Raw genomic sequence first — 11,903 nt, 5'->3', positions numbered from 1 at the left:
AGCGATAGCGGTGGATCAGTCACCTTCAATGCTGAATGATAGGCCGCCATCGCTGGCAAGCCAGCTCCCACAGGGATCGGGTTCCAATATTCAAAAACGAGGACACCGTATGGAATGGCTCCCCCACATCACCGTCGCCACCATCGTCGAGGACAACGGCCGCTTCCTGATGGTCGAGGAACACAAGGCCGGGCGTAATGTGCTCAACCAGCCCGCCGGCCATCTCGACCCAGACGAAACCCTGATTGATGCCGCCGTGCGCGAGACCCTCGAAGAAACCGGCTGGGACGTCGAGCCCACCGGCGTGATCGGCATTTACCTGTACACCGCACCGAGCAATGGCGTGACCTACCAGCGCGTGTGCTTCAGCGCCAAAGCCGTGCAACATCACGCTGATTACCAACTCGACGACGGTATCGTCGGCGCCAAGTGGCTGACCCGCGACGAATTAATTGCTCAGCGCGACAACTGGCGCAGCGAGCTGATCATCCGCTGCATCGACGATTATCTGGCTGGCCATCACTTCAGCCTCGAACTGATCCGCCCTTCTCTTTAGCCTTGAGGCCGCGAGCCTGCTAGAATCGCGTCCTTTTTCAAGACACTCATTGAATCCCTATGCGTGATCCAGCCCCTTCTGACACATCCAAGAAGCGCGTCATTGTCGGCATGTCCGGCGGCGTGGACTCTTCCGTTTCCGCTCTCCTGCTGATCGAGCAGGGTTACGAGGTGGAAGGCCTGTTCATGAAGAACTGGGAAGAAGACGACGGAACGGAATACTGCACCGCCATGGACGACCTGGCGGATGCCCAGGCTGTCTGCGACAAGATTGGCATCAAGCTGCACACCGCCAACTTCGCCGCCGAGTACTGGGACAACGTGTTCGAGCACTTCCTGGCCGAATACAAGGCCGGGCGCACGCCGAACCCGGACATCCTCTGCAACCGCGAGATCAAGTTCAAAGCGTTCCTCGACTACGCCATGATGCTCGGCGCCGACCTGATTGCCACCGGCCACTACGTGCGCCGCCGCGACATTGATGGCCGCACCGAACTGCTCAAAGGCCTCGATCCGAACAAGGATCAGAGCTATTTCCTGCACGCCGTTGGCGGCGAACAGATTGCCAAGACCCTGTTCCCGGTCGGCGAACTGGAAAAGCCGGAAGTCCGCGCCATTGCCGAGAAATACGAGCTGGCGACCGCCAAGAAGAAGGATTCCACCGGGATCTGCTTTATCGGCGAGCGTCGCTTCAGCGACTTCCTCAAGCAATACCTGCCGGCGCAACCGGGCGAAATCAAAACCACCGAAGGTGAAGTCATTGGCCGTCACCACGGCTTGATGTACCACACCATCGGTCAGCGCCAGGGCCTCGGCATCGGCGGTTTGAAAGACGCCGGCGATGAGCCGTGGTACGTGCTGCGCAAGGATCTCGACAGCAACGAGCTGATCGTCGGCCAGGGCAACAACCATCCATGGCTGTTCTCCAGCGCCCTGCTCGCTTCGGAAATCTATTGGGTCAACCCGATCGACCTGAGCCAGCCGCTGCGCCTGACCGCGAAAGTGCGTTATCGCCAGAGCGACCAGGCCTGCACTCTGGAAAAAACCGCCAGCGGCTACCGCGCTGTGTTCGACGAGCCGCAACGCGCGGTCACGCCGGGCCAATCCGTGGTGTTCTATGACGGTGAAATCTGCCTCGGTGGCGGCGTGATCGAAGTGGCCGAACCGTGGAGCGGCCAGGCATGAGCCCGACTCAGGAGCAACTGACGGCGCTCGGCGGTGTGTTTCTCGCCGCCGTACTGGTCGACCGGATCGCCAAGACCGGGCAGACCAGCGAGGCCGGCCTGACCTGCATGCTCGGCAGCCTGCTGGTGCGCGACCCGAAAGACACGCTGGACGTCTACGGCGGCGATGACCTCAATCTGCGCGAAGGCTATCGAGCGCTGATCGGTGCACTGGAACGCGACCCAAGCACGCTGCAACGCGAGCCATTGCGCTACGCCCTGTCGATGCTCGGCCTGGAACGTCAACTGGCCAAGCGCGACGACATGCTCGACACCATCGGCAAGCGCTTGCCGCAGATCCAGTCGCAGGTCGAGCATTTCGGCCCGGCCCACGAAAACGTGGTCGCGGCTTGCGGCGCGCTGTATCAGGACACCCTGAGCACCCTGCGCCAACGTATTCAGGTGCACGGCGACATGCGCAACCTGCAGCAGCCGAGCAATGCCTCGAAAATCCGCGCCCTGCTCCTTGCCGGTATCCGTTCGGCACGTCTGTGGCGGCAGCTCGGCGGCCATCGCTGGCAGTTGGTGATCAGCCGGCGCAAGCTGCTCAAAGAGCTGTATCCGTTGATGCGCAGCGAGTAAAACGCCGCGCAATAAAAGCTTTGTAGTCTGTAACGCGTAATACGCCGGTCAGTTGGCAACGGACCGGCGGATTTTTTCATGTATGATACGCGCCCCATTTCGTTGCCCGACTGTCCGAGAACACCCCATGCAGCTTTCTTCGCTCACTGCGGTTTCCCCTGTTGACGGCCGCTACGCCGGCAAAACCCAGGCCCTGCGCCCGATTTTCAGCGAGTACGGTTTGATCCGTGCCCGTGTTCTGGTTGAAGTGCGCTGGCTCCAGCGCCTGGCCGCCCACGCGGGTATCCCTGAAGTGCCAGCCTTCTCCGCCGAGGCCAACGCCGTTCTCAATGAACTGGCTGAAAACTTCTCGCTGGAGCACGCCGAGCGCGTCAAAGAGATCGAGCGCACCACCAACCACGACGTCAAAGCGATCGAATACCTGCTCAAAGAGCAGGCGGCCAAGTTGCCGGAGCTGGCCAAGGTCAGCGAGTTCATCCACTTTGCCTGCACCAGCGAAGACATCAACAACCTGTCCCACGCCCTGATGCTGCGCGAAGGCCGTGACGACGTGATGCTGCCGCTGATGCGCCAGACCGCCAACGCCATCCGCGAACTGGCCATCCGTTTCGCTGACGTGCCGATGCTGTCGCGCACCCACGGCCAACCAGCCTCCCCGACGACTTTGGGTAAAGAGCTGGCGAACGTGGTTTACCGTCTCGAGCGTCAGATCGCTCAAGTCGCTGCCGTGCCGCTGCTGGGCAAAATCAACGGCGCCGTCGGCAACTACAACGCACACCTGTCGGCCTATCCGCAGATCGACTGGGAAGCCAACGCCCGCGCCTTCATCGAAGACGAGCTGGGCCTGGGCTTCAACCCGTACACCACGCAGATCGAACCGCACGACTACATCGCCGAACTGTTCGACGCGATCGCGCGCTTCAACACCATCCTGATCGACTTCGACCGTGACATCTGGGGCTATATTTCCCTGGGTTATTTCAAGCAGCGCACCATCGCTGGCGAAATCGGTTCGTCGACCATGCCGCACAAGGTCAACCCGATCGACTTCGAAAACTCCGAAGGCAACCTGGGCATCGCCAACGCGCTGTTCCAGCACCTGGCGAGCAAACTGCCGATCTCCCGCTGGCAGCGCGACCTGACCGACTCCACCGTACTGCGCAACCTCGGTGTTGGCTTCGCCCACAGCGTGATCGCCTACGAAGCCAGCCTCAAAGGCATCAGCAAACTGGAGCTCAACGAGCAGAAGATTGCCGCTGACCTCGACGCTTGCTGGGAAGTGTTGGCTGAGCCGATCCAGACCGTGATGCGCCGCTACAACATCGAAAACCCGTACGAGAAGCTGAAAGAACTGACCCGCGGCAAGGGCATCAGCCCGGAAGCGTTGCAGACTTTCATCGATGGTCTGGACATGCCTGCCGAAGCGAAAGCCGAGCTCAAGCAACTGACCCCGGCCAACTACATCGGCAACGCTGTAGCGCAAGCCAAACGTATCTGATCGACCGCTTGATCCGTTTGAGACGCCCGGCCGCGCCGGGCGTTTTTATTCCCGTCTGAAAAGTGCTTTTTTTCAATAGGTTACATATGAATTCCGATATTCCTCTTCAACTTCTGGGCGGCCTCACTGCACGCGAATTCCTGCGCGACTACTGGCAGAAAAAGCCGCTGCTGATCCGTCAGGCGATTCCTGACTTCGAAAGCCCGATCGACGCCGACGAACTGGCCGGCCTGGCCCTGGAAGAAGAAGTCGAATCGCGCCTGGTGATCGAGCACGGCGAGCGTCCATGGGAACTGCGTCGCGGCCCGTTCGCTGAAGACGAGTTCAGCAAATTGCCGGAAAAAGAGTGGACCTTGCTGGTGCAAGCGGTCGACCAATTCGTCCCGGAAGTCAGCGAGTTGCTGGAAAACTTCCGCTTCCTGCCGAGCTGGCGCGTCGATGACGTGATGATCAGCTTCGCCGCCCCGGGTGGCAGCGTTGGTCCGCACTTCGACAACTACGACGTGTTCCTGCTGCAAGGCCACGGCAAGCGCAACTGGAAAATCGGCCAGATGTGCGACTCCGAGAGCCCGCTGTTGCAACACGCCGATCTGCGCATCCTCGCCGAATTCCACGAGACCGAAGAGTGGGTACTGGAACCGGGCGACATGCTCTACCTGCCGCCGCGTCTGGCTCACTGCGGTGTCGCGGTCGACAACTGCATGACCTACTCGGTCGGTTTCCGTGCGCCAAGCGCTTCCGAAGTGCTGACTCACTTCACCGACTTCCTCAGCCAGTTCCTGACTGACGAAGAGCGCTACACCGATGCCGACGCACAGCCAGCAGCCGATCCGCACCAGATTCAACACGACGCACTGGATCGCCTGAAAGCGCTGCTCGCCGAGCACATGAGCGACGAGCGCCTGCTGCTGACCTGGTTCGGCCAGTACATGACCGAGCCGCGTTATCCGGAGCTGGTGGCTGGCCCGGAAGAAATCGAAGAAGAAGACTTCCTCGCCGCCCTGCAGGATGGCGCCATCCTGATCCGCAACCCGAGTGCGCGCCTGGCCTGGTCGGAGGTCGATGACGACCTGCTGCTGTTCGCCAGCGGCCAGAGCCGTTACCTGCCGGGCAAGCTGCGCGAACTGCTGAAGCTGATCTGCGCCGCTGACGCCCTGCACACCGACAACCTCGGTGAGTGGCTGAACGACGAAGACGCCTGCGGCCTGCTGTGCCAACTGGTCAAGCAAGGGAGCCTGGGGTTCGCCGATGAATAAGATTCGCGTACGTGTCGCAGACTGGCAGAAGGACATCGCCGAGATCCGGCGCATTCGTGAAACGGTGTTCATCGCCGAGCAATCGGTGCCACCTGAGCTGGAATGGGACGCGGATGACGCGACCGCCGTGCATTTTCTGGCGTTTGAAGGCGACTTTCCGATTGGCACTGCGCGCTTGTTGCCCGACGGGCACATTGGCCGCGTTTCGGTGCTGAAAGACTGGCGCGGGATGAAGGTCGGTGATGCGCTGATGCAAGCGGTCATTGCTGAAGCTGAAGAACGTGGGTTGAAGCAGCAGATGCTCAGTGCTCAGGTTCAAGCCACGGCGTTCTATGAGCGCTTGGGTTTCAACCTGGTCAGCGAGGAGTTCCTCGAAGCCGGGATTCCACATGTCGATATGGTTCGCCATTCGGCTTAAGACCGCGGCGCGGCGATCGCGAGCAGGCTCACTCCTACAATTGAAATGCGATTCCCTGTAGGAGTGAGCCTGCTCGCGATGGCGCCCGCAAGAACACCACAAAACGCCCCGACATCCGCCGATGCCGGGGCGTTTTGCTGTCTACGATTCAACTTGCCCCACCCCAGGCCGACAAACTGGCAATATCAAGCCTTTCGAAAGCGGAGATAACGGACATGTCCCTACGCACCCTGCTCACCACCCTGCTGCTCGGTTGCAGTTTTTCGGTGATGGCAGCCACAGAAATCGTGCCTCTCAATTACCGCACCAGCGCCGACATGCTGCCGATGGCGCAAGACTTCCTCGGCAAGGACGGTCAGGTCAGCGCCTACGGCAACCAACTGATCATCAAGGCCGAGCCGGACAAGATTCAGGAACTCAAGGCGCTGATCAGCCAACTGGACACTGCGCCCAAGCGCTTGCTGATCACCGTCGACACTAATGAAAACAATGGCCGTGGCGATGAAGGCTATGCGGTCAACGGCGCCCAGCCGAATCAGACCCGTATCATCAGCCGCAGCACCACCAGCCGCGAAGGCGGCGTCCAGCAGGTGCAGGCCACCGATGGCATGCCGGCGCTGATTCAGGTTGGCCAGAGCGTGCCGATCACCAATGTTCAGAGCGATTCCTACGGCGGTTACAACAGCCAAACCCAATACCGCAACGTCACCCAGGGTTTCTATGTCACCGCCAGCGTCACCGGCGACATCGTTCACCTGGCGATCAGTACCAACCGTGACCGTATGAGCCAGGAACGTCCCGATGTAGTGAACGTGCAAAGCACCGACACAACTGTCAGCGGACGTCTCGGCGAATGGATCACCCTTGCCGGCGTCAATCGCCAGACCCAGGCCGACAAACAGGGCCTGACCCGCAGCTACTCGACTCAAGGCCGGGATGACATGACCTTGCGGGTGAAAGTCGACGCCTTGGACTAAAGCACCGAAAACTGACTGATTAGTCGTATTAGACGAAAGATGTAGTGCTTTAAAAAAAGCACTACAAAACGTTTGACGGGGTAAAAAAGCGAAGGCATGATGGCCTCGCTCCCGCTAATCAGAGGCCCTGGCAAGGGCCTTCGAAGCGACGTTCGCACCTACCCCGCGAACCGTTTCGTGTCTGTACCGCCCACAAGGTGTGTTTGACGAGGTTGCCGACTGGAACGAAGTTGTCCCGAGGGACGGAAGCGTATTTAGGTAACCCGGCTTCACACTGTAGACCGTATAAAGGCCCACGACGCCCGAATGCGCCCGCAGTCCGCCACTACCTGCTCACTTCCCCTCGAGCCCATCGTTCATCCCGTCGCCTACCCCGCCGAATCCGACTTGACCACCTAAGCTTCTGGTCAGCGAGCGCAGGAATTTTCCACCGCAGAACAACTTTTCATAAAGACGCGACGAGGTTTATCTCCATGGCACTGACACGCGAACAGCAAATTGCAGCCCTCGAAAAAGACTGGGCTGAAAACCCGCGCTGGAAAGGCGTGACACGCACTTACTCCGCTGCTGACGTCGTCCGTCTGCGTGGCTCGGTTCAACCTGAGCACACCTTTGCAAAAATGGGCGCCGACAAGCTGTGGAACCTGGTCACCCAGGGTGCCAAGCCGTCCTTCCGTCCTGAGAAAGATTTCGTCAACTGCATGGGCGCCCTGACCGGCGGCCAGGCTGTTCAACAGGTTAAAGCCGGTATCCAGGCAATCTACCTGTCGGGCTGGCAAGTGGCTGCGGACAACAACTCCGCAGAATCCATGTACCCGGACCAGTCGCTGTACCCGGTGGATTCGGTTCCAACCGTGGTCAAGCGCATCAACAACTCGTTCCGTCGCGCTGACCAGATCCAGTGGAAAGCCGGCAAGAACCCGGGCGACGATGGCTACATCGACTACTTCGCACCGATCGTGGCTGACGCTGAAGCCGGTTTCGGCGGCGTGCTGAACGCCTACGAGCTGATGAAGAGCATGATCGAAGCAGGCGCCGCCGGCGTTCACTTCGAAGACCAACTGGCTTCCGTGAAGAAGTGTGGTCACATGGGCGGCAAAGTACTGGTTCCGACTCAGGAAGCCGTACAGAAGCTGACCGCTGCGCGTCTGGCTGCTGACGTTGCCGGCACCCCGACCATCATCCTGGCCCGTACCGACGCCAACGCTGCTGACCTGCTGACCTCCGATTGCGACCCGTACGACCAGCCGTTCGTGACTGGCGAGCGCACTCAGGAAGGTTTCTACAAGGTCCGTGCCGGCCTCGATCAAGCCATCGCTCGTGGCCTGGCTTACGCTCCATACGCCGACCTGATCTGGTGCGAAACCGCCAAGCCGGATCTGGACGAGGCTCGTCGCTTCGCCGAAGCGATCAAAAAGGAATACCCGGACCAACTGCTGTCGTACAACTGCTCGCCTTCCTTCAACTGGAAGAAAAACCTGGACGACGCGACCATCGCCAAGTTCCAGCGCGAACTGTCCGCCATGGGTTACAAGCACCAGTTCATCACCCTGGCCGGCATTCACAACATGTGGCACAGCATGTTCAACCTGGCGCACGACTACGCCCGCAACGACATGACTGCCTACGTGAAACTGCAAGAGCAGGAGTTCGCTGACGCCGCCAAGGGTTACACCTTCGTGGCTCACCAGCAGGAAGTGGGCACCGGCTACTTCGACGACATGACCACTGTGATCCAGGGTGGCTCGTCCTCGGTAACCGCACTGACCGGTTCGACTGAAGAAGAACAGTTCCACTGATCTGCTTCGCCTGAGCAAACGGCCTCTGCGGATCGTATAGAAAGCTAACCGCAGAGCCGCAAAACTGACGCCCCGACTGGTTCGGGGCGTTTTTTTTGCCCCCCGGAAAACACACCCTCCCCTGTAGGAGCTGCCGAAGGCTGCGATCTTTTGACTTTGTTTTTTCAGAATCAAAAGCAGGATCAAAAGATCGCAGACTTCGGCAGCTCCTACAGGGATCGGCGTCGTTCGGCCAAAACATTGATCCAGCGCGGTACATCCGTCAGAAAAATCCGCTAAAACGGGCGCCGTCGCTACTTGCAGTAACGTGCAAGTAAGACAACTTCCCAACTGACATCCCGTTAAACAGTTACAAAACCCCTGCAAACGATATCAATTATCATTTAGCCACAACTATGTTCGTTACATTCCCTACAAAACATTATTTGCATAAACCCGCCTAATGCCCGCAACGCATGGGCTGCAGGGCATTGGAGATGCGCTATGTCCTTATTCCAATAAATAATTTCGCTATAGGAATTTTACTTGCAGGGTGTTTAGCCATAAAATCAGCGCGATTGATTGCTGCGACATATCGTCACTGCCTATTTCTTTATCAAGCTCAGAGACCTTTGCTCTCTGTTAAGGATTACCAGCATGCCCGAAGCGACAGGACTCATGGCCCACAACTGGGGCTTTGCCATTTTCCTTCTGGGTGTCGTCGGCCTGTGTGCCTTCATGCTTGGCGTCTCCAGCCTCCTTGGGTCAAAAGCCTGGGGTCGCAGCAAAAACGAACCGTTCGAGTCCGGCATGCTACCTACCGGTGGCGCCCGCTTGCGGCTCTCAGCCAAATTCTATCTGGTCGCGATGCTCTTCGTGATCTTCGATATCGAAGCCCTCTTTCTCTTTGCATGGTCTGTGTCCGTCCGCGAAAGCGGCTGGACCGGATTCGTCGAAGCTCTCGTTTTCATAGCAATTCTGTTGGCAGGTCTTGTCTACCTGTTCCGAGTGGGCGCCCTTGACTGGGCTCCGGAAGCTCGTCGCAAGCGGCAGGCGAAGCTGAAACAATGAGGCTTTGGCAATGCAATACAATCTCACCAGGATCGACCCCGATGCTCCTAACGAGCAATATCCGATTGGCGAACGGGAAACCGTTTCCGATCCGTTAGAAGATCAAGTTCACAAAAACATTTTCATGGGCAAGCTGGAAGACGTGCTGAGTGGCGCGGTCAACTGGGGACGTAAGAACTCCCTGTGGCCGTACAACTTCGGCTTGTCGTGCTGCTATGTGGAAATGACCACCGCCTTCACGGCGCCCCACGACATCGCGCGCTTTGGCGCCGAAGTGATCCGGGCATCGCCGCGTCAGGCCGACTTCATGGTTATCGCCGGTACCTGCTTCATCAAGATGGCGCCGATCATCCAGCGTCTCTACGAGCAGATGCTCGAGCCGAAATGGGTTATCTCCATGGGTTCGTGCGCTAACTCCGGTGGCATGTACGACATCTACTCTGTGGTTCAAGGGGTGGACAAGTTCCTGCCCGTGGACGTCTACGTACCTGGCTGCCCTCCTCGTCCGGAAGCATTTCTGCAAGGCTTGATGCTGTTGCAGGAATCGATCGGCAAGGAGCGTCGTCCGCTTTCCTGGGTCGTTGGCGATCAAGGCGTTTATCGCGCCGACATGCCTTCGCAAAAAGAAGAGCGCCGCGAACAGCGAATCGCAGTCACCAACCTGCGCAGCCCTGACGAAGTCTGATCCAGATCTGTTCTTACAAAAGAAACGAGAAGCTGGCTTCATTCTTTACGTTGACCGAAAGCGAAAAAATAACCATGACTACAGGCAGTGCTCTGTACATCCCGCCTTATAAGGCAGACGACCAGGATGTGGTCGTTGAATTGAACAACCGTTTTGGCGCCGAAGCGTTCACCGCTCAGTCGACCCGTACCGGCATGCCGGTACTGTGGGTCGCGCGCGCCAGGCTCGTTGAAGTCCTGACTTTCCTGCGCAACCTGCCCAAGCCGTACGTCATGCTCTATGACCTGCACGGCGTGGACGAGCGTCTGCGCACCAAGCGTCAAGGGCTGCCGAGTGACGCTGAGTTCACCGTGTTCTATCACCTCATGTCGCTGGAGCGTAATAGTGACGTGATGATCAAGGTCGCCTTGTCCGAGAGCGACCTCAGCTTGCCGACCGTCACCAGCATCTGGCCGAACGCCAACTGGTACGAGCGTGAAGTCTGGGACATGTTCGGTATCGACTTCAAAGGTCACCCGCACCTGTCGCGCATCATGATGCCGCCGACCTGGGAAGGTCACCCGCTGCGCAAGGACTTCCCTGCGCGCGCCACCGAATTCGATCCGTACAGCCTCAACCTCGCCAAGCAACAGCTTGAGGAAGAAGCCGCGCGTTTCCGTCCTGAAGACTGGGGCATGAAGCGCTCCGGCCCGAACGAGGACTACATGTTCCTCAACCTCGGCCCGAACCACCCTTCGGCGCACGGTGCGTTCCGCATCATTCTGCAACTGGACGGTGAAGAGATCGTCGACTGCGTGCCGGACATCGGTTACCACCACCGTGGTGCCGAGAAGATGGCCGAGCGTCAGTCGTGGCACAGTTTCATTCCGTACACCGACCGTATCGACTACCTCGGCGGCGTGATGAACAACCTGCCGTACGTGCTCTCGGTCGAGAAGCTGGCCGGCATCAAAGTGCCTGAGAAGGTCGACGTCATCCGCATCATGATGGCCGAGTTCTTCCGGATCACCAGCCACCTGCTGTTCCTCGGGACTTACATCCAGGACGTCGGCGCCATGACCCCGGTGTTCTTCACCTTCACCGACCGCCAGAAGGCGTACACGGTGATCGAAGCCATCACCGGTTTCCGTCTGCACCCGGCCTGGTACCGCATCGGTGGTGTTGCCCACGACCTGCCGCGCGGCTGGGAAAAACTGGTGAAAGACTTCGTTGAATGGCTGCCAAAACGCCTCGACGAATACACCAAGGCTGCCCTGCAGAACAGCATCCTCAAGGGTCGTACCATCGGCGTCGCCCAGTACAACACCAAAGAAGCCCTGGAATGGGGTGTCACCGGTGCTGGCCTGCGTTCGACCGGTTGCGATTTCGACCTGCGTAAGGCGCGTCCGTACTCCGGCTACGAGAACTTCGAGTTCGAAGTACCGCTGGCTGCCAACGGCGATGCCTACGACCGCTGCATGGTTCGCGTCGAAGAAATGCGCCAGAGCATCAAGATCATCGACCAGTGCATGCGCAACATGCCGGAAGGCCCGTACAAGGCGGATCACCCGCTGACCACGCCGCCGCCGAAAGAGCGCACCCTGCAGCACATCGAAACCTTGATCACGCACTTCCTGCAAGTTTCGTGGGGCCCGGTGATGCCGGCCAACGAATCCTTCCAGATGATCGAAGCGACCAAGGGCATCAACAGTTATTACCTGACGAGCGACGGCGGCACCATGAGCTACCGTACCCGGATCCGCACTCCAAGCTTCCCGCATCTGCAACAGATCCCTTCGGTGATCAAAGGCAGCATGGTCGCGGACATGATTGCGTACCTGGGTAGTATCGATTTCGTTATGGCCGACGTGGACCGCTAAG

Annotated in this window: 11 protein-coding genes; all 11 read left to right on the top strand. The window is 59.0% G+C overall.

Annotated features, from left to right (window positions below; all coding sequences use genetic code 11):
• Positions 1-109 precede the first annotated feature (109 nt).
• The 11 genes from PMI23_RS19625 (at position 110) to nuoC (ending at position 11,902) form a co-directional block, all read left to right on the top strand.
• Complete coding sequence (locus tag PMI23_RS19625) at positions 110-556, top strand: NUDIX hydrolase (RefSeq protein WP_007920203.1); 447 nt, start codon at positions 110-112, stop codon at positions 554-556.
• 59 nt (positions 557-615) lie between these two features.
• Positions 616-1,740 (top strand): tRNA 2-thiouridine(34) synthase MnmA, encoded by a 1,125-nt coding sequence (gene mnmA, locus PMI23_RS19620; RefSeq protein ID WP_007920201.1) that lies wholly within the window; start codon positions 616-618, stop codon positions 1,738-1,740.
• The gene (gene hflD, locus PMI23_RS19615; RefSeq protein WP_007920199.1) at positions 1,737-2,360 is read left to right on the top strand and encodes a high frequency lysogenization protein HflD; all 624 of its coding nucleotides are present in this window, start codon (positions 1,737-1,739) and stop codon (positions 2,358-2,360) included. Before mnmA ends, hflD begins: the two co-directional genes overlap by 4 nt.
• 127 nt (positions 2,361-2,487) lie before the next feature.
• Positions 2,488-3,858: an adenylosuccinate lyase gene (gene purB, locus PMI23_RS19610; RefSeq protein ID WP_003223822.1), complete on the top strand. Its 1,371-nt coding sequence runs from the start codon at positions 2,488-2,490 to the stop codon at positions 3,856-3,858.
• An 86-nt stretch (positions 3,859-3,944) separates the two neighbouring features.
• Entirely contained in the window at positions 3,945-5,114 is a 1,170-nt protein-coding gene (locus PMI23_RS19605) for a ribosomal protein uL16 3-hydroxylase (RefSeq protein ID WP_007920198.1), read from the top strand.
• On the top strand, positions 5,107-5,532 hold the full coding sequence (locus PMI23_RS19600) for a GNAT family N-acetyltransferase (protein WP_007920197.1): 426 nt from the start codon (positions 5,107-5,109) through the stop codon (positions 5,530-5,532). Before PMI23_RS19605 ends, PMI23_RS19600 begins: the two co-directional genes overlap by 8 nt.
• A 215-nt stretch (positions 5,533-5,747) precedes the next feature.
• Positions 5,748-6,509 carry a secretin N-terminal domain-containing protein gene (locus tag PMI23_RS19595; RefSeq protein WP_007920196.1) on the top strand — a complete coding sequence of 254 codons (762 nt, stop codon included), beginning with the start codon at positions 5,748-5,750 and terminating at the stop codon, positions 6,507-6,509.
• A 473-nt stretch (positions 6,510-6,982) separates the two neighbouring features.
• Positions 6,983-8,308, top strand: coding sequence for an isocitrate lyase (gene aceA / locus PMI23_RS19590; RefSeq protein ID WP_007920195.1), 1,326 nt, complete (start codon positions 6,983-6,985; stop codon positions 8,306-8,308).
• Between the two features lie 636 nt (positions 8,309-8,944).
• Entirely contained in the window at positions 8,945-9,358 is a 414-nt protein-coding gene (locus tag PMI23_RS19585) for an NADH-quinone oxidoreductase subunit A (protein ID WP_003223812.1), read from the top strand.
• Between the two features lie 10 nt (positions 9,359-9,368).
• Positions 9,369-10,043 (top strand): NuoB/complex I 20 kDa subunit family protein, encoded by a 675-nt coding sequence (locus PMI23_RS19580; protein WP_007920192.1) that lies wholly within the window; start codon positions 9,369-9,371, stop codon positions 10,041-10,043.
• A gap of 74 nt (positions 10,044-10,117) precedes the next feature.
• On the top strand, positions 10,118-11,902 hold the full coding sequence (gene nuoC, locus PMI23_RS19575; RefSeq protein WP_007920189.1) for an NADH-quinone oxidoreductase subunit C/D: 1,785 nt from the start codon (positions 10,118-10,120) through the stop codon (positions 11,900-11,902).
• Position 11,903 lies beyond the last annotated feature (1 nt).

Source organism: Pseudomonas sp. GM24, assembly GCF_000282235.1.
Classification (GTDB): domain Bacteria; phylum Pseudomonadota; class Gammaproteobacteria; order Pseudomonadales; family Pseudomonadaceae; genus Aquipseudomonas.
Note: the sequence above shows the minus strand (reverse complement) of the source record. Positions and strands in the feature narration are given on the sequence as shown.

Coding starts and splice junctions, on each gene's coding strand:
- aceA (WP_007920195.1), top strand. CDS start 6,983: ATGGCACTGACACGCGAACAGCAAATTGCAGCCCTCGAAAAAGACTGG.
- PMI23_RS19600 (WP_007920197.1), top strand. CDS start 5,107: ATGAATAAGATTCGCGTACGTGTCGCAGACTGGCAGAAGGACATCGCC.
- PMI23_RS19595 (WP_007920196.1), top strand. CDS start 5,748: ATGTCCCTACGCACCCTGCTCACCACCCTGCTGCTCGGTTGCAGTTTT.
- PMI23_RS19585 (WP_003223812.1), top strand. CDS start 8,945: ATGCCCGAAGCGACAGGACTCATGGCCCACAACTGGGGCTTTGCCATT.
- hflD (WP_007920199.1), top strand. CDS start 1,737: ATGAGCCCGACTCAGGAGCAACTGACGGCGCTCGGCGGTGTGTTTCTC.
- PMI23_RS19605 (WP_007920198.1), top strand. CDS start 3,945: ATGAATTCCGATATTCCTCTTCAACTTCTGGGCGGCCTCACTGCACGC.
- PMI23_RS19580 (WP_007920192.1), top strand. CDS start 9,369: ATGCAATACAATCTCACCAGGATCGACCCCGATGCTCCTAACGAGCAA.
- purB (WP_003223822.1), top strand. CDS start 2,488: ATGCAGCTTTCTTCGCTCACTGCGGTTTCCCCTGTTGACGGCCGCTAC.
- nuoC (WP_007920189.1), top strand. CDS start 10,118: ATGACTACAGGCAGTGCTCTGTACATCCCGCCTTATAAGGCAGACGAC.
- mnmA (WP_007920201.1), top strand. CDS start 616: ATGCGTGATCCAGCCCCTTCTGACACATCCAAGAAGCGCGTCATTGTC.
- PMI23_RS19625 (WP_007920203.1), top strand. CDS start 110: ATGGAATGGCTCCCCCACATCACCGTCGCCACCATCGTCGAGGACAAC.